This is a genomic window from Clostridium manihotivorum, from assembly GCF_004015185.1.
GTDB classification, from domain to species: Bacteria; Bacillota; Clostridia; order Clostridiales; family Clostridiaceae; genus Clostridium_AR; species Clostridium_AR manihotivorum.
Genome location: NZ_CP025746.1, coordinates 4,530,492 through 4,554,881 on the forward strand (window position 1 = coordinate 4,530,492; position 24,390 = coordinate 4,554,881).

23 protein-coding genes are annotated in these 24,390 nt (G+C 33.1%); 4 read left to right on the forward strand and 19 right to left on the reverse strand.

What is annotated here, in order from left to right; genetic code table 11:
- Window positions 1-7: 7 nt before the first annotated feature.
- The 3 genes from C1I91_RS20370 to C1I91_RS20380 all read right to left on the reverse strand — a co-directional run bounded on the left by C1I91_RS20370 (window position 8) and on the right by C1I91_RS20380 (window position 5,691).
- The gene (locus tag C1I91_RS20370) at window positions 8-454 is read right to left on the reverse strand and encodes an RrF2 family transcriptional regulator (protein ID WP_128214521.1); all 447 of its coding nucleotides are present in this window, start codon (window positions 452-454) and stop codon (window positions 8-10) included.
- Window positions 455-975: 521 nt separating this feature from the next.
- Entirely contained in the window at window positions 976-1,476 is a 501-nt protein-coding gene (locus tag C1I91_RS20375; RefSeq protein ID WP_128214522.1) for a GNAT family N-acetyltransferase, read from the reverse strand.
- A 393-nt stretch (window positions 1,477-1,869) separates the two neighbouring features.
- On the reverse strand, window positions 1,870-5,691 hold the full coding sequence (locus C1I91_RS20380; RefSeq protein ID WP_128214523.1) for a 5'-nucleotidase C-terminal domain-containing protein: 3,822 nt from the start codon (window positions 5,689-5,691) through the stop codon (window positions 1,870-1,872).
- Window positions 5,692-6,070: 379 nt separating this feature from the next.
- Between C1I91_RS20380 and C1I91_RS20385 the strand changes: the two genes are divergently transcribed.
- A complete protein-coding gene (locus C1I91_RS20385; protein WP_164880606.1) occupies window positions 6,071-8,185 on the forward strand; it encodes a methyl-accepting chemotaxis protein in 2,115 nt (704 codons plus the stop codon).
- A gap of 285 nt (window positions 8,186-8,470) precedes the next feature.
- On the opposite strand, the gene C1I91_RS20390 is transcribed toward C1I91_RS20385, so the two are convergent.
- The 10 genes from C1I91_RS20390 to C1I91_RS20430 form a co-directional block, all read right to left on the reverse strand.
- Complete coding sequence (locus tag C1I91_RS20390) at window positions 8,471-8,713, reverse strand: hypothetical protein (RefSeq protein ID WP_128214525.1); 243 nt, start codon at window positions 8,711-8,713, stop codon at window positions 8,471-8,473.
- A 14-nt stretch (window positions 8,714-8,727) separates the two neighbouring features.
- Window positions 8,728-8,865 carry a hypothetical protein gene (locus C1I91_RS28340; RefSeq protein WP_164880607.1) on the reverse strand — a complete coding sequence of 46 codons (138 nt, stop codon included), beginning with the start codon at window positions 8,863-8,865 and terminating at the stop codon, window positions 8,728-8,730.
- A gap of 268 nt (window positions 8,866-9,133) precedes the next feature.
- Window positions 9,134-9,361: a DUF2380 domain-containing protein gene (locus tag C1I91_RS20395; RefSeq protein ID WP_128214526.1), complete on the reverse strand. Its 228-nt coding sequence runs from the start codon at window positions 9,359-9,361 to the stop codon at window positions 9,134-9,136.
- A gap of 404 nt (window positions 9,362-9,765) precedes the next feature.
- Entirely contained in the window at window positions 9,766-10,134 is a 369-nt protein-coding gene (locus C1I91_RS20400; protein ID WP_128214527.1) for a hypothetical protein, read from the reverse strand.
- A 49-nt stretch (window positions 10,135-10,183) separates the two neighbouring features.
- On the reverse strand, window positions 10,184-10,558 hold the full coding sequence (locus C1I91_RS20405; protein ID WP_128214528.1) for a hypothetical protein: 375 nt from the start codon (window positions 10,556-10,558) through the stop codon (window positions 10,184-10,186).
- Between the two features lie 264 nt (window positions 10,559-10,822).
- Window positions 10,823-11,176, reverse strand: coding sequence for a hypothetical protein (locus C1I91_RS20410; RefSeq protein ID WP_128214529.1), 354 nt, complete (start codon window positions 11,174-11,176; stop codon window positions 10,823-10,825).
- 11 nt (window positions 11,177-11,187) lie between these two features.
- Window positions 11,188-11,433, reverse strand: a complete 246-nt coding sequence (locus C1I91_RS20415) for a transposase (protein WP_128214530.1) — start codon at window positions 11,431-11,433, stop codon at window positions 11,188-11,190.
- 391 nt (window positions 11,434-11,824) lie between these two features.
- Window positions 11,825-12,022 carry an IS110 family transposase gene (locus C1I91_RS29200; RefSeq protein WP_238475852.1) on the reverse strand — a complete coding sequence of 66 codons (198 nt, stop codon included), beginning with the start codon at window positions 12,020-12,022 and terminating at the stop codon, window positions 11,825-11,827.
- Window positions 12,023-12,279: 257 nt separating this feature from the next.
- Window positions 12,280-12,612 (reverse strand): hypothetical protein, encoded by a 333-nt coding sequence (locus tag C1I91_RS20425; RefSeq protein ID WP_128214531.1) that lies wholly within the window; start codon window positions 12,610-12,612, stop codon window positions 12,280-12,282.
- Window positions 12,613-12,686: 74 nt separating this feature from the next.
- Window positions 12,687-12,995, reverse strand: coding sequence for a hypothetical protein (locus tag C1I91_RS20430; protein ID WP_128214532.1), 309 nt, complete (start codon window positions 12,993-12,995; stop codon window positions 12,687-12,689).
- 399 nt (window positions 12,996-13,394) lie between these two features.
- Here C1I91_RS20430 and C1I91_RS20435 point away from each other — a divergent pair, with 399 nt between their 5' ends.
- Window positions 13,395-14,567: an IS110 family RNA-guided transposase gene (locus C1I91_RS20435; protein WP_128214533.1), complete on the forward strand. Its 1,173-nt coding sequence runs from the start codon at window positions 13,395-13,397 to the stop codon at window positions 14,565-14,567.
- A gap of 66 nt (window positions 14,568-14,633) precedes the next feature.
- On the opposite strand, the gene C1I91_RS20440 is transcribed toward C1I91_RS20435, so the two are convergent.
- The 5 genes from C1I91_RS20440 to C1I91_RS20460 form a co-directional block, all read right to left on the reverse strand.
- Entirely contained in the window at window positions 14,634-14,834 is a 201-nt protein-coding gene (locus C1I91_RS20440; RefSeq protein ID WP_128214534.1) for a DUF4926 domain-containing protein, read from the reverse strand.
- A gap of 13 nt (window positions 14,835-14,847) precedes the next feature.
- Entirely contained in the window at window positions 14,848-15,210 is a 363-nt protein-coding gene (locus tag C1I91_RS20445; protein ID WP_205694240.1) for a DUF6883 domain-containing protein, read from the reverse strand.
- A gap of 254 nt (window positions 15,211-15,464) precedes the next feature.
- Window positions 15,465-15,977 (reverse strand): HEAT repeat domain-containing protein, encoded by a 513-nt coding sequence (locus C1I91_RS20450; RefSeq protein WP_128214535.1) that lies wholly within the window; start codon window positions 15,975-15,977, stop codon window positions 15,465-15,467.
- 14 nt (window positions 15,978-15,991) lie between these two features.
- The gene (locus tag C1I91_RS20455; protein ID WP_128214536.1) at window positions 15,992-19,975 is read right to left on the reverse strand and encodes an RHS repeat-associated core domain-containing protein; all 3,984 of its coding nucleotides are present in this window, start codon (window positions 19,973-19,975) and stop codon (window positions 15,992-15,994) included.
- A gap of 196 nt (window positions 19,976-20,171) precedes the next feature.
- Window positions 20,172-21,440 (reverse strand): replication-associated recombination protein A, encoded by a 1,269-nt coding sequence (locus C1I91_RS20460; RefSeq protein WP_128214537.1) that lies wholly within the window; start codon window positions 21,438-21,440, stop codon window positions 20,172-20,174.
- Window positions 21,441-21,724: 284 nt separating this feature from the next.
- Between C1I91_RS20460 and C1I91_RS20465 the strand changes: the two genes are divergently transcribed.
- Together C1I91_RS20465 and C1I91_RS29205 are read left to right on the forward strand one after the other, a co-directional pair.
- Window positions 21,725-22,813, forward strand: a complete 1,089-nt coding sequence (locus tag C1I91_RS20465) for an IS4 family transposase (protein WP_238475853.1) — start codon at window positions 21,725-21,727, stop codon at window positions 22,811-22,813.
- Window positions 22,814-22,815: 2 nt separating this feature from the next.
- Window positions 22,816-23,061, forward strand: coding sequence for a hypothetical protein (locus C1I91_RS29205; protein WP_238475854.1), 246 nt, complete (start codon window positions 22,816-22,818; stop codon window positions 23,059-23,061).
- 586 nt (window positions 23,062-23,647) lie between these two features.
- On the opposite strand, the gene C1I91_RS20470 is transcribed toward C1I91_RS29205, so the two are convergent.
- Window positions 23,648-24,148, reverse strand: a complete 501-nt coding sequence (locus C1I91_RS20470) for a flavin reductase family protein (RefSeq protein ID WP_128214538.1) — start codon at window positions 24,146-24,148, stop codon at window positions 23,648-23,650.
- Window positions 24,149-24,390: the final 242 nt, after the last annotated feature.

Sequence of the window (24,390 nt, forward strand, 5' to 3'; positions counted from 1 at the left end):
CAATCAGCTATTTTTCAGCTATTTTGATGCTGCTTTGTTTTGATTTTATTCCATTATAGTCATTAACAATATCTTGCAAAGTCACTGATTCCATGACTTCATCTAAACTATCTTTTATTTTTTTCCATAACAGCCTAGTAGCACAGCAATCTACGTTATCGCAAACAACTCCGTCTACACAGTCTGATATCTCAATAGGGCCTTCAAGTACATCCATTATATCTGCAACAGTTATATCTTTAGGTTCTTTGTTCAAAACATAGCCACCTTGAGCTCCTCTAATACTCTTAATAAGCTTTGCTTTTCTCAAAGGACTAAAGAGCTGTTCTAAGTAATATTCAGAAATACTTTGTCTCTCTGATATTGTCTTAATGGATACGGGTGCCTCGCCATAATTAATAGCTAAATCAACCATAGCCTTTACTCCATATCTTCCTTTGGTTGACAACTTCATACTATCACCCCTTAATGTTGAGTAAAACACTAAACTTTCCATTTCATATGATAGCAAATCCGACTTAAACTGTCAACAATTAAAGAAAGCAAATTTTCTCCCATTATTTTAGTTTATTGCTCATAGTAAACGATTTTTTAATAAACTTTGTACTAGCTATAAGTATAGCTTTCAGGATTTCAATTGATAATAAATATCATATAAATTAAGCTGCACTTTCCTTTTTTTTATTCTTTCTACTATATCTACATTTAAGCCGTCCACATATACTTACCAGCAGCTTTATCTAAAATATAACTTTCTAAAGAATAAAAAGGAAGCTATATAGATTTAGCTAAACTAAAAGCAGAAGTAAAAATACTTATCTTCTCATAAGTAATTCTACTTCTGCTATATTCTACATTGGGCTCACTTTTTGAATTGAAATGAGATTTAGTAAATACTAAAAGGTCGTTCAATTAAATTTATGCTTTGTTCAATTTCAATACGGTATTTTAACAGAGTCTAAAACTATTGTTCTTTTATCTATTCCAGCGTTCTTTAGTTATTTCCAGGTATGTCTCGTAGGGTTCAAGAAAGTCTGGTCTAAGCTTACTTTCAAAACCTAGCTTCTCGTATAACTTCCAAGCCTTTTTATTCAATGGATTTGGATCTACATAGGCCTTAGATGCTAGTTTATTCCTGAACACTTCATTTATAGAATAGCTTAAAGAGTATTCTGCTATCCCCTTACCTTGAGCTTTTGGAAAAAGCTTAATATCCAATGCGGCTAAATCATTTTCCCGATCAATAGAGTAATAAGTTTCTCCACAGTAGCCTATGTTCTCATCATATATACTATAATGTTTAGTATACTTACTACTATTTACTTTACTTAACCAACCTTCTAGTTTGTCCAAAGTTATATTAAGACCTTCTGGAAATCCAACATAGTACATAACTTCTCCGTCATTCCATAGCTCCATAACATTTTTCAAATCACTTTTATCAGTTTCTTTGATTGTTAATTTATATTTATACATAAACTCCTCCAAAAATTATAAGAGGGTCTAATTTATAGTATCCCTCCATGTATTGTTATTTTTATTAGTACTTAATAGTTTCTTCATAACTTATCATTCCTTTCTTATATCTCTATACTTATATATTAGCAAAACATCTCTTAAATATATACATATTTTAACAAACAATTCTATTATAATATCTAAAATATGTTCCCCTAACAAATGCTTTATTCAAAATTAACCATTCTAAATTAAGATCTAAGTGTAGAAAATTTACTAAAGCTACAAAAAAGTAGCTGAAGCCACCTTAAAATTAATAGGTTTAGCTAGCAAAAAAATATAATTCTCTTAACAGTAAAAAGAGTCCTTATATGATTAATAAATCAATCATGCAAGGACTCCTTAAGATTATTAAGCTATTTCATTTTCCTCTTTTTTCTTTTTAGCTAGGACTATCATTGCAAATCCTAGAAGCATTGCAGCAACACTTATTTCAATTAGAGCATTAGAATCAATAGTTGATCCTGTTTTTGGTAAGCTTGATGATGAAACTGTACTTGTTGCTGTACTAGTACTTCCGTTGCTATTAGTAGCATTTGTTGGAGTAGTACTAGTGCTGTTTCCTGATGTAGCAGCTCCACTGCCATTGCTTGTATTAGTGTTGCTTCCAGTATTGGTGTTACTTCCTGTATTAGAGTTTCCATTACTTCCAGTGTTGTTGTTAGTTGAAGGTGCAGCACCTGCAACAAGTGGCTTCGCATCTGCAACTACAAGATGTTTGCTACCTAAAGCTTCAAGAGCACTTGCCAGGCTATCTCTTATAGGAATTCCTGTATCGTAAACATTTTGAGCACCTGTAAAGTCATATTGATCTCCACCTGTAGCCATGAAGTCATTTGTAACTACTGAATAATACTTATTCATGTCAATTGGTGTACCATCTTCTAAGAACATTGCTGTTATTCTATTGCCTGCTGGTGCTGACTTATCGTAATAAACCTTAACTCCAGACAGTTGAACCCAACCAACATTTGTATTCATTATACCATTCTCAATAACTCTCTTTAGGTCTGAACCCTTCAAGTTCATTTTTACTAAGGTGTTATCAAAAGGCATTACTTCATATAAGTCTCCCATAGCAATATTGCCAGCAGCTATAGGCTCTCTTAAGCCTCCACCATTGGTTATTCCTATCTGAACTCCAACAGCTTTTCTCATGACATCAGTAACCCATTGACCAAGTATTGAGGTACCTTCAGCGAATCTATCATGAGTTAGATTGGTATCAGTAACTCCTTCAACTTTATCTAGTAATGGCTGAAGCTTTGTATAGAAGCTATTATAAGTATCTTGTGCTGTGGTATCAGCAACTATCTTATTTTTTCTTTGATATATACTATCCAGATTTGGAGTAATGCTCTTTACTTTACCAGTATTCTTATCTATAGCTATTGAAAGATCTGCTAGATCTCTACCTGCATAGTAAGCTTGAACTACAGGCTTGTTATTTACATACCCACTAACTGGATTGTGAGTGTGAGCAGTTACTATGGCATCTAAGCTGTCAACCTTGCATAAGCCTGAATCAACAACTTCACCGGTTATATTGCCCTTTGAGTCCTGTGCTGCACCAATGTGAGTAAGTGCTATTACCACATCAGCCTTTCCTTCTGGAAGACTTCCATCCTTAAGCTTATCAGCCCAAACTTTTGCTGAGGCAGCAGGATCTCTAAATTCTAGTCCAGACACTATATCTGGTTTTGTTTTGTATGCGGTTTCTTGAGTTGTTAATCCAACAAATCCTATCTTTACTCCATCTATGGTAACAAGCTTATATGGTTTTGCCCAAGAAACTGGTTGACCTGTTTTCTTATCATAAATATTTGAAGCTAAGTAGTCAAAGTTTCCAGCCTGTGCCCATGGAGCTATCTTATCTATGCCCCAGTCAAATTCGTGATTGCCCACTGCAGAAGCAGTAACTCCAAGTTGTTTCATCATTGCAGAAACTGGTTCTCCATAAGTCAAGTTTGACATAGCACTTCCTTGGTAATTGTCTCCACCTGAAACTACTACAGTATCAGGATTAGCAGCTTTATACTCATTAACAGCCGCTACAAACTTTGCCATTCCTGGATTCTTACCACTGGCACTTGTATCTTCTGCTAAGTTACCATGGAAATCATTGAAGGAAACCACATCAATAATCTTATCTCCATTAGGATTCATTGCCTTTTTCACATCATCCCAAGTGATAGCTTTACCATTGTATTGAGCAAGAGTTATAGCACCGTTGTTTATATACTTAACAGCCAAAGCTCTTTCATGAGTGTTCCAGTTGTTACCTACAAGATTCCAGTTGTTATCACAATCTGGTGTAATAGTCCCACCCTTTACATTTTGAATGTAAGTCCCGATTAAATCTCTTACTCTGCCTTCTCCAAAACCATTAGTCTTATCTGACTGCCCAACAATTACTGGCAAGCTGTCATTTGCTGAGTATACTGTTCCTGGCTTTGTAAGCTGAGTGCTGGCTCTATAGTTATTAACAGTCATATAAAGAACTTCAGAGTCCCCTATTGCTGTTCCATCAGTCTTAGTTAGGTTAACTATTCTGTTTCCTGGTTGCTTTGATATATCTATTGTATATTTAACTCCAGCAAACATATCATAATTATATCCTGGTATTGAAGCATTAAAGGAAACAGTTAAATCTCCAGGCTTAAAGGTATTATAATAGGAAGCTGACCATTCCATGTACTTCTTAAGCTGAGCTCCAGTTATCTTTAAAACATACAAAGTATTATCAAACTGATAAATATTTGCTGTATCACACTTTTTAATAGGTCCAGCTGCTATATTTTGGTTATCCTTAAACATAGCTGCAGATGATACATCTATCTTATGACCTACCATCTTTTCGCCATAATACATCTGTACCTTGTTTATCAAATCAATCATAGCTGTAGGTTGAAGCTTTGCATCACTTATGCCGTTAACTTCATTCTTAGGAGCTAGATCTCCTCCCTTTAAAGCACCAATTGGTGTATTAGCATCATCAATAGCAGTCTTATTAAAAGGCTGAAGTGCTGCTGTTAGTTCTGGATCAGGTTGATAGATTACAGCAGCTTTACTAGACATATCATAAATTGCTGTTGTAATATCATTTCCTTTATTTTCGATTACATATTTGCCAGTTGAATCCTTTGTTAAACTTATATTAATCTGTGAAAGGCTCTTTCCCCACTTATTTGGTTCTACAATTACAGTACCCTTCTGCTTTGCAGTACTGTACTCATCCATAGAAGCAGTTTTTGTACTTCCATCATTTAAAGTTGCTGTAACAGTTCCATTGTTTAAGGAATATACTGTATTGTTATAAAAATAATCTCCTGCTATTCTGCTGTGAAAATGTCCTGCCACAAAAGCATCAATTTCAGGACATTGTGATAAAACATCAACTACACCTGAACCTGGTTCGTTATATTCTTCTGTTTCTCCCATATGCTCAACTGCTATTATGGTATTTACATTCTGTTGCTTTAGTTCAGCTATAGCATTCTTTGTTTCATCTACTGGGTTTGTTACTTTATATCCTTCAAGATTAGCAGAATCCCATCTCTTTATATTAGGAGTAACCATACCGATTATTCCAACCTTGACCCCGCTTCTCTCAACAATTGTATAAGGAGCTGCAAGTCTTGAGCCATCCTTGTTATATACGTTTCCACAAAGAGTCTTTCCCTTGAACTGACTCATGACATTCTTCAATGCCGGAACTCCATAATTAAACTCATGATTTCCATAACTTAATGTATCATACCCCATTATATTCATTGCAGTTATCATAGGGTTTGACGACCCATTTATAAACAGGCTTTCTGAATTGTCTTGAATAGTATCACCATCATCTACAAGGATAGTGTTGTTAGGATTTTGCGCTCTTAACTGCTTTACTGCTGTATAGACCTGAGCTAGACTTCCTGTGGTATCAGGAGCATTTACAGCATAATCATAAGGTAAAAACCTTCCATGACTATCTGAGGTAGCTAGAATCTGAAGTGATATCTTATCATTAGTTGAGGATTGATCAGTCTTTTCGCTTGAGTTAACAACTTGTTTACCTTGAGTATCTGTTGCCGCAATAACATTCACTGGTCCAATTAAGCTGAAGGTCATAACTGTTGACAACGCCAGGGTTATAAGTGACTTAACTTTTCTGATAGAATTTAGCATTTTCTCCTCCTCATCATTTATATACCTTTTTATTAATGTATAATTTTCAATTTAAGCACAAGCTACAAATTTAGTATCATACACAATAATTAGTATATATATATTAGTATACAAACTAAATAATACGACCTTTCATTCGCCTCTTCCTTCCATTATATGTTAATTGTTCATTAATTTTTCTTAACACCTTATGTAGAGAGAATAAAATACTGTACCTGTTATATTTACCTCAAATCCCATACTATCTACATTGAAAACAAGGGCATCCCTGTTTATCATATAGATATAAGTATACGATTACAAAGCTAATTATTCATATCCGCTTATCACTTGACTTAATAAGAAACTAATATATTTAACTTACGAAAGGATGAAATTTGTGAGATCTATAAGATCAAAATTAATACTATTTATTTCTACAAGCATCTTAGTGATTTTATCAATTATTATTGGAACAGTTACTGTAAGTATCAGAAGTACTTCTGTACAAGAAGCATACTCAAATTCAAAAACTGAGGCAGAAAGTGTTTCAAAGGAAATTAAAAACCAACTGGATGTAGACTTTGATATTGCTCGAACTACTGCTAATAGTTTTAAAGGTTTCAGAATAAACAATCAGACTAATCGAGAACTTATGAGTGATATTCTTAAAAATGTATTGTCTGAAAACAAAGATATTTTAGCTCTTTGGACAGCCTGGGAGCCAAATGCTCTTGATAACAAAGATGCTGAATACAGAAATAAACCAGGTCATGACGCTACTGGAAGATTTATTCCTTACTGGCATTATAGTGACAGCAAAGTTGTGTTAGAGCCACTAGTTGACTATGATAAACCTGGAGCTGGAGATTACTATCTATTAGCAAAAGCTTCTGGAGAAGAAGTAATACTTGAACCATATTTATATAACGTTGGTGGCAAGGAAGTTTTAATGACTTCTTTAGTAGTTCCGATTAAAGTTAATGGGACCTTCCTAGGGGTTGTTGGAGTGGATCTATCACTTGACTCTTTACAAACAATTAATAACAAAATTAAATTCTACCAGACTGGCTACAGCACAATAGTTACAAACACTGGTACCTATGTTGCTAATCCTAAGAAGGAGTTAATTACAAAAAACTTATTTGATTACGATTTAAAAGAAAAAGATAGCATAAAAACTGCTTTTAGTAATGGACAGGCTGTTAATACCACACAGACGTCTAATATAGATGGCAAAAAAACTTATGTATCCTTCGTTCCAATAAATATAGGAAAAACAGCTAAACCTTGGTACATAGAGGCTGTTGTCCCAATAAGTGAAATTACAAATCAAGTAGATAAGCTTGTTATATTTATGATTACTCTTAGCACACTAGGCCTTCTTCTAATGGTTGCAGTTGTTTCATATATTTCATCAAAAATATCCAATCCTGTCAAGGCTTTATCTGTAAATATTAATAATTTGGCTAATTTTAATTTGTCAAATGAAAATATTAGCAACATAGATAAGTATAGCAGTATGAAGGATGAAATAGGTCTAATCTCAAGATCACTTGTTACCATGCAAAATAATTTTATTGAACTAATAAGTAAAATTGGAGCCTCTTCAGAGGAGCTATCCTGTGTAGCAGATGAAACTAGCAGTGTTACAGAAGAACTTTCCGGTACAGCACAAAGTCAAACAGAGTCAATGCAGGAATTGATCAAGACCACAAACGTAATGGCAGTGTCCATTGAAAACGTTGCTGAAAACACAAGTAAATTAGCAGAAATAATAGGCAACTCAACAGAAAAAAGCAGCATTGCTAAAAATCAGATAATAACTTCAGTTGATAACTCTAATAAGGGCAAGGATAGTATGTCCACTTTAATTATCGAGATGTCAGGCATACAAAAGTCTATGACCCAACTTGCTGCTTCTATAAACAAGGTTGGTGAATCTACTGGTGAGATTAGAGGTATTATAGACATTATTAACAGTATCGCTGAGCAGACTAACCTCTTAGCTTTGATCGCTGCAATCGAAGCAGCAAGAGCTGGAGAAGCTGGAAAAGGCTTTGCTGTAGTAGCAGACGAAGTTAGAAAACTTGCAGAAGAATCCTCAAAATCTACTGGAATTATATCATCTTTAATTAATAATGTGGAAAAGGAAATAACTAATTCCGTTAATAGCTCTAATTTAAATGCTAAAACTATAGAAAATGGAGTTATTGTGGTGGAAAACACAGGTGTTATCTTCCAAAATATTTTTGAATCAGTTCAAAATACAAATGATTTAATTCAGGACATATTAAATAATATCGATATGATGAACGGCTTGGCACAGGAAGTAGCTAAAGTAACCAGTGATCAAGTAGCTGCAGCAGAAGAGATATTGGCTACCTCTGAACAACTTGGAGAAGGGTCAAATCAAGTCTCTGCCGGAAGTGAAGAAATAGCGAAAACAACAGAAGAATTAGCTCGTAATGCCTCTGACATGAGAAACTTAATTCTTAAGTTTAAAATGGACTAAGACCTAAAAATAATAAGAATGAACTAGCTTACTTAACTTAAGCTAGTTCATTTAGTGTTTCTCTTACTGCATTATTAATATAATGCAAGATAAATTCATATTTCAGGGTTTTATCTATGAATTATATTTATATTATTTCATGTCAAAGCCATGAAAAGTGATTTTTTGTAATTAGTTTTCTCTATATTATGCAGAAAATTTCTAATTACTTAATGTTTCCTCAGCCCAAATAGCATTTATCGTTAGCTTTTTATCACAAGTTGGGCAATTTATTTCATGTAGATTTCATGCAGAATTGAGAGCTCCTTGCCTATCTTTCACAGTATCGTATAGACTTGGTACAGTTGGATTTGCAATCTCACCCTTCCAACCACAAAATTCACAAGTTACATTTTCTATCTGGGCTCTTTGCCATTTATGATTAAAATTATACACTATACAGAACATCCATCTATATCTTGTAGATGCGATACTATAACGATAAAACGCCAAACTAAATCCCTCATGTCTCATTACAAAGTCATCCATTCTGTAAAGAGCTTTTAATATATTTCTCCTCCTATTAGGTTTCCATCTATCTCATTGTCGCTTTCGAGAATATTCCATAATTCCATATCAATTAAATATAACTTCTCATCATTCACTAGTTCTATACTTTTAGTTATATCTTCTATTTTCATTTGAACCCTCCCGAATCAAATTTGATTAGATATTCACTTTCCCAAGTACCACTTAATGACTGTGGAATCAGTTTTGATTCTGTGATAAATACCTCATACGCCTTTCCAAGTCTTACAACAAACATTTGACTTCAGCCTGCAGTATTATAAGCATCATGGATCTATCAATTCTTATAATATTTTCTATAAAAAAACATATTCATTACTGAATTATCAGTTTGTACTTTATTGTCCATATGGATGAATTGGATATCCACTTAAATTATAATCATCCATCATTTTCCTTGCAAATTGATATATCTTTATCTGTAGCATTAGGATTATTATCAATGAACTCCATCCATTTTTGATTCCAATTACCTTTTCCATGAATGAAATTCATATGCTGTCCTCCTTTTCCACCTGAAACAGTAATAGTGTACTCGTCAACATCTATACCTCTTTGCTTAATAAAGTAAGCATATGGCTTACTCTTACCTCTAAGCGCAGGTATTATGTGATAATCTTGATGATATTTAGGTAACTGCTAAAGAATAATGAACCAGCTTACTTGAATTCAGCTGGTTCATTTCATCTTTTTACTGTATTATTACAATTATTCTACTAGTTAATTTTATTATCTTATTGATTTTAGTATATTTTATGAAAATATATCTTTATGGAGTCACATTGTTTATTTTTGTATTCCACCTCTTATTTAAATAAATCTTGCATGCTTTTCTTCATCAACAAGAACAAAAACTGGACCATCAATAACGCTTCCTTCTTCTGATATTAAATTAAACAATTAGGCTCTAAAAAAGACTTTTCAGCTCCAATTGCCGTGAATTCTTGTCTCTTCCCTGTTATATTAAAAAAGTTATCACTATAAAATTTATTTGCTATTTCAATTGCATCATTCTAACTAATTTCTTTTGGATTAAACTTTTCATAAGCTATTTCTCTTACAGCTTTACGTGTTTCATCACCTATTTGTTCATTATAATACAATCCTTCGTCATTTATTGTAAAGACGCTTTTAAAGTATTCATTTTCTTCTACTAATTTCTTTAATACTTGACACCATTTGCAATCCGGATAAAGCTTCAAAGGTTTAGATTGAACTTTCATGATAGTTATTCTCTTATGATCCAGTTTAATCCACTTCATAATATTGATAATAATTATATTGAAAATAATTTTATCATTCTTTAAGGATGCATCTTCTAGTTTTTTCGATTTCTCGCCAGTCTTAAGATAAATTATCATATCATTAATTAATTCTATCATATGCTACCTCCCTTCTTTAATAGGGGTTAAACGGAGTATATCCGCCATTTTATCTCATTTGCATTTCTAATTTCATTTCTGGCAGCGATGAGAATTCAACTTGACGTCCTAACATTATCTGAAATTGTCTTTCCTGGGAAAATGCTCTTGTCTCCCAATTCCAAATACTTTTTGATCCGTTCATTCCGAAGCCCTCCAAATAATCTAAAGCATGTGTTCCTTCATGAACTAGATCTTCGTATATCATCTCACCTCTACTACTTCGAAGAAATATACTTCCTTGATAATTATAAAAAGCTGTAATATCAGATGGATTACTTGATTCTAATAAGCTTGTTGGTAATGCCGTTCTTCTTTGCCCAACCTTTGCTAAGTCACTAGCTTCTTTTACCCCATTTGGGCTGAAACTGTAGTTACAAAACAAATGGCAGCAACAGTTTTTACCTGTTACTACCATCTTAACACTGATTTTTACTTTGTTCAGCTACTCAATGCAAAATTGACATTATGCAGGTAGATGCAACATTTCAAAGTTATCAAAAACTACCTTTTTTATATATTTCCACTTATATGCTTATAATATTAATTTTACTGCAGTAAGCCTCTTCTGATTTTGGAGCAAGTTGGTTTACCCTTTCAACTCATTAAATAATTATGACTTGACTCCCTATACTCCTATAATCCAGCTCTAATTTGATATAACACTAATATCTTTGCACCAAATTTCTATATCCAATGGGTGCATATCAATTACTACCTTATAAAGCATTCTGTTATTTATCTCTATTTCTTGAATACTTATATTTTGAAGAAAATAAGGTGGCAAGTTTCTTTCTCCGTTCTCATCGTATCCGATTTTATCAAAGTCCATGCAGTGTTCCGATATTATTTTATAACAGTTTGAGAACTTATAAGTCACATTCTTTTCATTAAAGAACGAAATACTAACTTCATCGAAATAACTACTTATAGCTAACTCATCAACTCCCATATCCCAATAATTACATTTCTCAATTTCCTTTAATATAATTTCACTTTTCATGCTATTCTCTCCTAAGGCATAATTTTTATATGACCATCTGGCGAATTATACGGAACCCTATTAAACTTCTCATCAAGCAATATATTTAGCTTATTATTCTTCTTATTAAAATAATCGTATAAATGTATATGGTCATAATTAGTAACATTATCTGGTGGGTCTATTCTTGCTCTATAAAGATTATTTTTATCATATAGAGCTCTACCTTTAACTTCCCAACCACTCGGAATTGAATCAATTACTTGTTGCTTTGACATATTCTTAAGATTATTGTGTTTTTAAAGAAATCCCTCTCTGAACCTTTTATTGTGACTCCTGATGGTTTACCGAATTCAATGTCATAAGCCAAGGTTCCTGGTCTAAATTCTACTTTTGCTCCTATTTCTTTTACATGATTTAATATAGCATTATATTCTTCTGGATTTGATAAACTTGCTGGACAGAGAGTGTCCCTAAGTGCATATCCGTAATTATTTAATCTATCATGCTATCTTTTCAACTTCCATATATGGTAAAATGTATTCAGTCTTATTCTTCATCATCCCATAGATGATGTTGTTAAGCCTTCTCATTACACACACTAATGCTTGTATTTTGGTTTTACCTTCGGAAACTTTTCGCTTGTAATACTCTAGGAAAACGGGATTTCTAGGAGTTTCCTTCTTTGATACCTGTATCTGCTGAACTGAAATTTACTGGTTCTATCCAAGAGAATTTAGCTAGCTTATCAGCATTATGGAATCTTTTAATATCTCCTATGTGAGCAACAAGTACTATTGCAGTTACAATATTTATCCCTGGGATTGTTTCAAGCTTTAAGTCTAGAATTTTTAGTAGCTTCTTCATTTCATCCTCAACCTTCTTGATATCCTCACTCTTAATGGAAAAAGAACCAATGCTTCTTCATAAGAAACATTGACTTTTATCATTGTTATAATATATATTTAGTTTTTCTTTTAGTTACAGCTCACTGCATTATTGTAATTATTCAGTGTCCTAATTAGCATTAACCATTTAATTACGTTAACCCTTTATAGTGTCATTTTTATGAAGTCACTTATACTATATTTATGCAGTGTAATCTATAAGACTAAATATACACTTTATAACTTAATTATAGTAGGGAAATTTTTACTTTCAAACATTACTTCATAGTCATCTGTTTTTAAGCAATAAATATACCCTTCACTCTTCTCATCATAAGTAAAGCCAATTAAGGATTGTAGTGTGAATTCTTCTCTATCTTTAACTATATCCTCTGGAAAATCAAGAGTGATTGAAAAATTGTTAAATCCAATTACTTCAATACTTGTTCTGTTATCCGTATTCATCTCACGAAGGAAAACTTTGATAGTGTTTAAATCAATCTTTATATCTTCTATATACTGTACTACTCCTTTTGTAATCTGACTTTCTAATGAATAATTATGCTTCATTTACATAAATACCTCCGATTCTTTAGTAAATATATTACTATCAACTTTCTTGTTTATTTAAAATTTAGTTACCTCTATTTAGGTGGAATAAAAGTAGAATTATCAATTGACTCAACATACTGATAAGAGTTATGTCCATCAGGAATTGGAGTACCATCATAGTAAGTTCTTTGCCAATATTTTTTCGCATTCCAAGAAGTATCATTTGGGTTAACATTAACTCTTTTTGTACTAATAATTTCACCGTTTGGTCTAATATCAACCTTCAAGTCACCATTCTTGTACGTAACATATCCACCTGATGATGGTCCATTGGTAGTATATCCTTTATTTATAAGGTCATTATGCGATTCTAATCGATTTTTAGGTATATTAGAATTCAATCTTGCATAATCTTCAGCTGTTAAAGTTGTATACCCAGTTGGTGATTTTTCTCCTACATAGAAATCAGGTTTAGTCTCCCCCTGGTATGATAAGCTTGTAAAGATTAATCAATAGATCTCTCCAAAATCTTTAGTTGTATTTCTTTTTACAATGTCAATAAGATATCTAAGTCTATTGTTTAATAACTCTAATTTTGAGACAATATTCTCGTATAGATAGAGGTTTACGTACGCCCCCTTGAGGCTTTGACCTCGTGACTAAGACTGTTACCTCATCTCTGCGAGATATTGCGTATAAGCTGGATGTTGATTATATTATTATAATTCTTCGTATATCTAACCAGGATGTAACTTGCATTGAATTGAGGATTCTATCTAAAACAATAAGGAGCTGTTTATATGTATATTGTGGGTATTGATATCGGCAAAAGTAATCATGAAGCTACTATAATCGATGAAACTGGTACAGTCATCGGCAAATCCATTAAATTTTCAAATTCTCATATCGGAGCGAATAAATTGATTGACTATATAACTAAGAATATTGGCCAATCTGACGTTACCTTCGGCTTAGAAGCTACAGGTCACTATTGGCTTTCATTATATTCATTCTTACTAGATAAAGGCTATACGATTAATGTTATAAATCCTATACAATTAGATAGTTTTAGAAATCTATATATTCGTCAAACAAAAAATGATACTAAAGACTCTTTTATTATTGCTGAGGTTATACGCTTTGGAAGATTTACAACAACTAAGCTAGCTGATGATAAGCTACTTTCCTTAAGACAGCTTTGTAGATATAGGTTATCTTTAGTAGATAGCGTATCCGAACTTAAATGTAGAATAATTACTGTCCTAGATCAAGTTTTTCCTGAATATGAAAAACTTTTTTCTGACACATGGGGAATAAGTTCTAAAAAGCTACTAGAAAGATATCAAACTCCTGAAGAAATACTGGAAATTGATACAAGTGAATTGGCTGGCTTTTTAAGTGAAAGTAGTCGTGGTCAACTTGGCTATTCTAAGGCCGAAAAAATAAAGGTTGCAGCCCAAAATACTTTTGGAATCAAGGTAGCTCAAAGTGCGTTCAAATTTCAACTTAAACAACTTATTGATCAAGTATTATTCATCGAAGCCCAGATTAAAAGTTTAGACAATGAAATTGAATTTTATTATAATCAATTTGACTGTCATTTGACCTCAATTCCTGGTATTGGAGCTGTAACTGCGGCTATTATCCTAAGTGAAATAGGCGATATTAAGCGTTTCACTAATTCAGCTAGCCTAGTAGCTTATGCCGGAATTGATCCTACTATAAAGCAATCAGGCAAATTTTCATCTAATAATAATAGAATGTCTAAACGTGGTTCTCCTTACCTTAGAAGAGCCTTATTTCTTGCTGCTTCTACTTGTACATTACACGAGAGTTCCCTTAATGACTATTATAATAAAAAACGTAGTGAAGGAAAACATCATCTCACTGCCGTGGGAGCAGTAGCTCATAAGCTTACACATATTGTCTTTGCTATTATGAGAGACAATAAGGACTATGAACCAATGTCATAATCCCTATTAAAATATTTTTTGAAGCTATTAAAAATATATATCTTTAATGGCTTATTTGTTGTATATTTACTTGCTATATCTTCCAATTTCATGAGGAAGAAGTACTATCTGTGCTTTCACTTCACCATCATTATCTACAAATTCTACTTCATACGCTTCATTAGGTTCCGTGTAAATCATTATCATTGCCCCTATGTCACCTTTTTTTAAACCTTCACTTTCATAATCTTTTAACAAGATAACTGTATCATACTCCGCAAATTTCATTTTACATCATCCTTTACTTTACATAAATTGTAGTCATCTCTGGCACATTGGAACCTGGCTTTAAAATCCAACCTGTTCTAACAGTGGTTGTATTACCATTAGGTCCGGATATTAGCATATCAACAGTATATCTTTGCCCATATTGGTCCACTTTTCCTAACACCGATTCGCTAACATTTAATTTCTCATATACTTGATTCATTAGTTCATCTGCATTTGATTTATTATATCCTAATGCACTCTCAAATACTTTTGCTTTGTTGCCGCCAACTGGATGATCAGGATTCAATGCATAGTCTGTTAATTTTCTAGGGTCAATCTTGGCATTTTCTACATTGGGCAATGGATTTTCTACAATTATTTCGCTTGACTTCACATAGCTGGTCTTGGGGCAGAGTCTGTCTTATTACCTTTTAGTGGCACAGTTAAGTATCTTCAACATTAACACTATTTTATCACTGTAAAAAGTAATGAACTAGCCTACTTATTTTTCAGCTAGTTCATTTTGCCTTTTCTCACTGCTTAATTAATATTATGCAGTGAGTACCTTTATAACTTTTATTAATTTATGGTATTTTTTATAAAAATATTAATTTTGAAGTCAGTTATCTTTTAATTTTGAATCGAGACTTAAATATTCCCTTCTACATCTTCAATTACATCAATTAAAAAATCTTTAACTTCATCATCTTCCTCAACACTTAGTTGATTTTTCAATATAGTAATCACTTTTTCATCTTGTATTTGAGACAGTGAAGTTATTACTGACATTCTAATATCTTGGCTTGAATCATTTAGTAACTTTTCTAGTGGAGTAATTAATTTTTCATCTGGAAATAGTGCACAGATTTGAGCACACCAATACTTTACTCCATTAAATTTGCTTTTCAATGCATCTAGTAAACAACTCACAACTTTATCATGTTTAAATTTTAAAATTACGTCTTCAACCAATTGATATACTCCCATGCCACCATATTCACCAAAGGAATTTAAAAATAATGGTAAACACTCTTCATCTGGATTAGCTAAAAAGTATCTTCTTACTTCATCGTACATACTAATTAGGCTTTCATTTAAATTTTTATCATTTGGCATAGGTTGATTTTCTTTTAAAAAGCTTAATGCCTTTTCTTTATCCATTCTTTATCACCTCTTTATTTTTTCAAGAAATTGCCTGTAGCTTTATTTTGTCTAATTAACTCTTGCAATTGTCTATTAATTGTAATTCCTTTTCCATGTGTTGTTTCGCTTATTGCATCTTGAACAGCATGATGAGGAGTGTGTGTTTCATTTAATCCTGATTTTATATTAGCATACCTTGATTTACTGTACGTACCAACATATAAATCTTCTCCAGGCTTTGCTAGTTCACTAGCATCAGCCACCCCCTTAGTTCCCTTCTTAATAAACGACATATTAGAATTTTCTAGCATGTCACTAAGCCTTGAAAATAAGTTTTCACCTATATTAGGTACACCGGCAGTTTCTAAAGCTGGCTGGCTAGCGAAACTATCTAATGCAGATCCTATCTTAGATAAACCATTCTTAATTGGTTCTTTTAACAATGGTATACCATCTATTGCCATACCTCCAGCAGTTGCTATTAGACCTGTTTGCAGAGAGTTGTGTAATATCTGATTTCCTGACTTTCCATCAGCATATTCATCTATTGCAGTAGTTAATGTTCCAGCTGTAAAGTTCACAGCTGCATTTTCAAGCCAAGGGAACACTTTACTTGACAAACCTACAGCAGTGCTAGCAGCCTTTGCTTCTCCACCCACACCTAAAATTAAAAGACCTTCAGTGACAAATGAACCTACTGCATTACCAGCCTTCTTTGCTTTCATGTTTGATGCAAGATTGTTTATCCAATCTACAGTTACATCCATATTCTCTTTCTTAAACTTCTCAACAGCTTTTGTGATATGACTTGTTCCTGTTAACTTAGTTTCAAGTTTTCCCAAAGCCTTTCCAGCTGCATACATTGGCTTATACATTGTTTCAAAGGTACTTGCAACAGTTCCTGCTACAAATGAGCCTACAGTTGATACCGCTTCTTTTACGCCATCAGCAATCACTGAACCAACAGATTTAGCTACGTCCCATGCACTAGATGCCGCTTCTTTAATTCCCCCCCAAATATTTTTAAGAGATTCAAAGAAATGTCCAGTAGGGTCGTTATACATCAACGGCTCATTATGACAATAAGTATATAGATTTAAGCTAAGCGGATCTTTTATATCTCCTGAGTAGCTATCCTCTTGAAGGAATCTGCCTGTACTTGGATCGTACATTCTTGCTATGACATAGTAAGTTTTTGTTTCCTCATCATATTGATAGCCTGCATATCTATATGGATTGTCCATATTTTCGTTGGAATCTGTGATATTACCAAAGGCATCATAGTAGTAGTTATTTAGCACTGTTCCATCCTGTGCTATAAGCTTTGTAGTATCAGCATGTCCATTATAGAAATAGTAAGCTTTACTATTATCAGTTATTCTTTCAAGTAGGTTTATTCCGTAGATGTTTCTGCCAATCAAATTACCATTTCCATCTAATTCTAACACCACTTTATCTGAAGAATAAAGATATTTTGTAGAAGAATTTCCTACTTGCTTTTCTACTCTTACACCTTCTCCATTATAAATATTCTTTATAGTTGTATTATCTGGAGTAATTGTTTGTATTAATTGATTTAAGCTGTCGTATACATTGGTAGTTAACATAGATGACTGTAATACACCATTTAGATAATCATCTACTTTTGAGGTTAACTGATTTCCATTATTGTCATAGGTGTATGCAGTATTTTCAACAGCAACTGTGTTTAACGTAGTGATTATACTTAAAAGTCTATTTAAAGCATCATAAGTATAAGTCTTAACCGTAGTTTTTGAACCTTCTACAACTGTTTCAGTATTTCTGTTTCCAGCTGAAGTATAGGTATAAGTTGTAACCTTACCACTTGGCTCTGTTACTGTCTTTAATCTGTTTAGTTCATCATAGGTATAACTTGTAGTTCCTTTGTTGTCAGTCTTTGAAAGCATATTATGCGCATTATCATAAGTATAGCTGTAGCTTTCAATTACTGTTCCATTTGCTGTTTTATTTACAAGAGTTCTTAATAACTTGTCTTTATAATAAGTGTATTCTTCACTATAATCATTTTGATATACTACACTATTCAAGCTTCCATTATCGTAATAGTTGTAGGTTGTTGTGTCGTCTCCTGCTATTACCTTTTTGATTCTTCCAGCTTTGTCATATATCTTTAAGGTTACGTTACCCTTTGGATCTGTTTCTGACTCTCCAAAGTTTCCTGAGTCTAGACCAACTATACCTGAAACTATATTATACTTATAAACAATTGTTCCAACGGTTGGTACTGACTTTGAAGTAACTCTATTTAGTTCATCATAGGTTCTTGTAGTAGTACCTGTTGCATCTGTAATTCTAATTTGATTACCGTTATTATCATAACCAAAGGAATTAGTTATACTTCCTATAGCTTCTGAAGTTTTTCTTCCATGAATATCATAAGTGTAAGTTGACGTTACTCCGTTTCTATCAACCTTAGTTCTTAAATCACTATTTGCATAATAAGTATAGCTTTCTGTCTTTGAAGGATCGTAAGTGTAGCTTCCGCTACTTCCAGTTCTTCCTCCATGGAAAATCTTCCTTATTAGCTTGTTGGCCACATTGTATTCAAAGGTTGTGATATTACCTTGTGCATCTACCTCAGTAAGCATGTTGCCGTTTAAGTCATAGGTGTAGTTCGTTATTTCACCTTTAGCATTCTTTACCGATACCAATCTATTGTACTGATCATAACTGTAGTAAGTGGTGTTGTTATCACCATCTGTCTTTTGGTCAATATTGCCTACTTCATCGTAATGCTGAAGTGTAATATGACCTTCTGGATCTACAGTTTTTATAAGTCTGTTATTTTTATCATAATAGTACAAAGTAACATTTTGAAGGGCATCATAAGATTTTGATTGTGTTCCATTGTGGTAGTACTCTAACTTCTGTATTAGCTTATTATTTTGGTCGTATTTCTCAACAACTCTATCTAAAGCATCATAAACATAAGTTTTTTCATTTCCCAGCCAATCAATCTCTTTTAATAAATTGTTATTCTTATCGTAGATATAGCTGGTTGTATGCTTAACTTTATTTCCACTACCGTCAGTAACGTAGATTGTACTAGTTATTAATTTGTTAAGTTCATCATAAACATTTTCTGTAACTACGCCATTACCATCAGTTAAGAATCTCTTATTTCCGTTCTTATCATAGGTTGTTGCTACCTCTATAGCTTCAGTTCCATCTACATTTTCTTCTGTGGAGGTGAGTTCTCTTCCTGCACTGTCGTAGGTGTAAATATTTGCTACCCCTACAGAGTCCTGCTTTCTAATTACTCTTCCAACAGTATTGTATTGATAGATAACATAATAAGCTGCTATAGTACTGTCACCTGGGTAACTTACCTTCTTTACCTTACCAAAGCCTGTATACTCATAAGTTGTTATATTTCCATTACCATCAGTTGCAGTAATCACATCACCAGTACTATTATAGGTCGCAGAACTTACAGTAACTTCTGCTTCTGAGGCAAGTCTCTTTATAGTTGTTTTTGTAATATTGTTTGCGTCATCATAATAACAGGTGGTAACCTTACCTTTTCCATCAGTTTCAGTTATCTTTCTTCCTGTTCCATCATAAGTATATCTCTTGGAATACGGAAGTAATCTGTCCTGTGAATCTGCATCTAATATTGTTAATAACTTATTTGCTAGATTATAATAATAAATCTTTCCATAACCAGAACTTATCTTGTCATCAATTGTGCTTCCTGTGCCAGCCTCGTAACCTACTGCATCTAATTCCTTAACCACGTTTCCGTTGTTATCATACTTGAAGGCTTGTGAGGTTATGGTAGTAAAGCTATTACTTACTTTATCAAAATACACTGAAACCTTTGTTTTTACTCTGTCCATAAGATCATAGTTGTACTCTGTTCTGCTTAAGTTTTGTAAATCTTTAGTTGCATCATAATTGTTTGGTGATACTTCTGCTATCTTTCTTCCTGCTAAATCATAGTAGTATGCAGTGGTGTTTCCCTTAGCATCCACCTTTATATATTTGACTTTGAACTAATCTATATATACAAACAAAAAAAGCCCCAACTATCATCCTCTGATAATTGAGACTATCAATAAAATCTAACTTCCAATATCTAATTATATCTTCACTTCTAAACTAGCTTTTCCTAACTTAATGTTTATAAAAGCACCATTAAGCAACTTATATTTAATCCTATCTCCACCACTATTCCTTTATCTTCTTCCAATAATCATAGGCAGCCTTTTCATTTTTATTTTTTCCTGGCACATAGTAATTTCTATCCTTAATATTGTCTGGAAGATACTGCTGCTGTACATAGTTGTTTTCATAGTTATGAGGGTATTTATATTCTATACCTCTTCCTAAGGCTTTTGCTCCGCTGTAGTGGGCATCTTTTAGGTGTAGTGGTATATCACCAATATTTACTTGCTCTATGTCTTGAAGTGCGGCATCTATAGCACATACCACTGAGTTTGATTTCGGTGCAGTAGCCAGCACTAGAGTTGCCTGTGCTAGTGGTATCCGTGCTTCTGGAAAACCTAACTGATTTGCTGCATCCACGCAAGATTTTACTATCACTGCTGCATTAGGATAAGCAAGACCAATATCTTCAGAGGCTATTACCATAAGTCTTCTGCAAATAGACTGAATATCTCCTGCCTTAACTAGTCTTGCAAGGTAATGAATAGCTCCATCTGGATCACTACCTCTTATGGATTTTTGAAAGGCGCTTAGTATATCATAGTGACTATCCCCTAGCATATCGTAGTTAAATACTTTGCTTTGAGTACAGTCTCTTGCTATCTCTTCATCTATTAAGATTATTCCTTCGCTATTAGGATTTGTGGAGTTTATAGCTACCTCCAGCCCATTTATGGCTTTTCTAACATCCCCATTTGAGGAGGCTGCAAAGTAATTTAGAGCTTCTTTTTCTACTTGGATTGTAGTATTCTTATGATCCGCTTTAACCAAGTCTACGGCTCTATTTAAAGCCTTTATTATATCTGAGTCTTGCATGGTCTTAAATTCAAATACTGTTGATCTGCTTATTATAGCCTTAAATATGTAGTGATATGGATTTTCTGTAGTGCTGGATATAAGAGTTATCCTTCCATCTTCTATAAACTCAAGAAGAGACTGCTGTTGCTTCTTATTAAAGTTTTGAATCTCGTCTAGGTATAAAACAACTCCATTTAATCCATCAAAGGTATCTAAGCCTTCAATTATATCCTGAATATCCTTTAGGGATGCATTGGTAGCATTCAATTTATAGAACTTTTTATTTGCTCTGGTTGCTATAATATTTGCTACGGTAGTTTTTCCAACACCAGGAGGACCATAAAAAATCATATTTGATATGGTTCCACCTTCAACTATTCTATTTAAAATCTTTCCTTTTCCTAAAATATGCTGCTGACCTACCACCTCATCCAAGGTTTCTGGCCTTATTCTATCTGCTAACGGTCTGTACACTAATTCTCACATCCTAATTAATACTTACTAGCTAATTATATGACTTTTTTCTGTGTGTTTTCAAATATTAGTTGTAAAAAATTCGCTAAAGCGACCTTCTCAATGTCATTAAGTTAAGGAAAGGCTTGCATCACAAATATGTGCTGTGGGTCTTTTTTATTTTTTTTAATTATCACTTGACAGCATTTCAAAAATATGTGGCCGCTTTCACTACCAATTGTTTTAAAGTTAGTGAAAGCGGCCCTTGTAATTAGAGAGAAATTTCAATTACGAGGAGAATACATATGAATACTAAGTCACAAGAATTGAGATCCACTTTATTTGAACTTATTCAAGAGCTTCGCGATAATCCTAAAGAGAATATTAGGAATCCCGACAAGGATTTCCTTAGAAATCGAAAACTTCCCTTTGATAAAATAATTTTTTCTTTGCTAGGAATGGAAGGAAATACTTTAAGTAATGAGCTTTTAAATCAATGGGGATGCTCTATTGACACAGCTACATCGGCGGCCTTTGTTCAACAAAGGGCAAAGATCTTGACTACGGCATTTGAAAAATTATTTCATAACTTCGTTAACAAAACAACAACTGATTATCTATTTAAAGGCTATCGCCTTTTGGCTGTCGATGGATCTGACATACATATTCCAACAAATAAAAACGATTTGGATTCCTTATATGAATTTAAAGACTCTAGGAAACCGTACAACCTTTTGCATTTAAATGCATTATACGATCTTAATCAACATACCTACGAGGACGTAATTGTGCTGAGAAGAAAGCTTTCCAATGAATGTAAGGCATTAACAGACATGGTAGACAGATCTACTATTAAAACTCCAGCAATTATCCTTGCGGATCGAGGGTATGAATCTTATAACAATATGGCACACATTCAACAAAAAGGATGGAAATTCCTAATAAGAATAAAAGATTTTCATGGTCATGCATCAGGTATTTTACATGGATTTGAACTTCCATCTGCTGATGAATTTGATGTTGATATTGATTTAAACCTTACTAGAAAACAAACTAATAAAGTGAAAGAATTGCTTAAGGATAAAAACCATTATAGACTAATTGGGAAAAATAAGACATTTGACTATCTCCCAGAGACAAATAGAAAAAGTGATCCTACAGTAATGTACAAACTACCGTTTCGGATTGTACGATTTAAAATTACTGATGATACTTATGAGGTTGTTGTTACAAACCTAGATAGAACGAAATTTTCACCTCAAACACTAAAAGAACTCTATTTCAAGCGTTGGGGAATTGAAACATCATTCCGTGATTTGAAATATACTATTGGATTGCTACATTTTCATTCAAAAAGGTGGAGTACATACTTCAGGAAATATATGCAAGGCTAATTATGTACAACTTTTCTGAAATAATTACCCAACACGTAATCATAAAGAAAAGGAACAGGAAATACGACTACAAAGTCAACTTTTCTGTTGCAGCGCATATATGCCGACAGTTTTTCCTTGGTAAAGTTACTCCACCTAATATAGAAGCTTTGATTGCTAGGCACATAACACCGATTCGACCTGGTCGTTCGCGACCTAGAAATATGTCTGAAAAAACATCCGTAAGCTTCATGTATAGAGTAGCATAATAATGATTAATTTAATAGTTTTTTTTAGCGGGATATATGCCTGCTTTATTTGCATGCAATTTTTAAAATTATTTTCTTCATTTCGGTTGAACATTTACAGCTAACTCTGAAAAAAGAAGCTATCACTTTATGTAATAGCTTCTTGAATTCTCTTAACTTAATGCCATTGAGCGACCTTCTTCAGTGACTTTTTTGCTCCTCTGCCTTTCCCAATGTATATGAGGAAAATCTGGCAGGCGAATAAGATTATTTTTTACTGTTCACCCTAACTATATGTTCTAAAGCCTTCATATTACTAGTTTTAGCTAGCAAAATTTTTGCACTTCACTTAAGAGTAAAAACATTAAGGTGCCAATACCAATTAGTAGTGACACCTTAAGTTAAAAGCCTGTCTTAAGCAAGCTTTAATTAATGATTATATCTTTACAAGTTATGTTCATTCTAAATTTTATATTATGCTTCTAATTAAACTACTATAAGGAATATGCTGTATTCACAATATAGTTACTAAAATTGAATCATCCTCATTATTAATAGCTTAATTTCGAAAGGTTGCTTTAACATATACTTAGTTTAAAGTATTATCTTACTTCTCGTAGCTAGCTACTATTTCTCCATAATATAGGGTATGATAATTACCATTTGCGTAGGCCTGTTCTGCAACTGCTTTATCTACCATCTTTGGGTCCATATCCTGCTTATAAACGATCTTGCATTCGTAATATAAATTACAGTTATCAACTATAGCACTTTCAACTTCTCTAGAAGGTACAAACTTAATACCTGTTTCTTTTTCCTTATCTATGTCTCTTCCTGATTTACTTCCGCATATGGCTAAGGCCTTTTTCATTTCTTCAGTATAAGGTATGCTTACGGTAAAGCTATCGGCTTTTTCAAGCAATTCATGAGTATATCTTGATTCTCTTACTAATGCAGTAAAACTAGGCTTTCCCCATATGAAACCAATACTTCCCCAGCTTATAGTCATTGTATTAGTTATGTCTCCTGCTTTAACAGTTAAAAACGCTCCTGATTTATGTAATTTTTCCATCCCTTTTTCTAGGTTTGTAATAAAATCTACTGCCATGTCTTTACCTCCAAATTAGTAATTTTATTGATTTGTATATGTTATATTTAATCATGACCACCCTATTAGCAGGTGGTTTTGTTTAAACGCTAAGCACGTAATAAAAAAAGTCTCTGAAGAAATCTTCTTCATTTAGTTTTTTGCCCGTCTGCCTTTTATGTACCTATGTGAAGGAATTCTGGCAGGCGGTATATTTTTTACTCTTCAGCCAAACAGCTGCTCTAAACACTTGATACAACTAG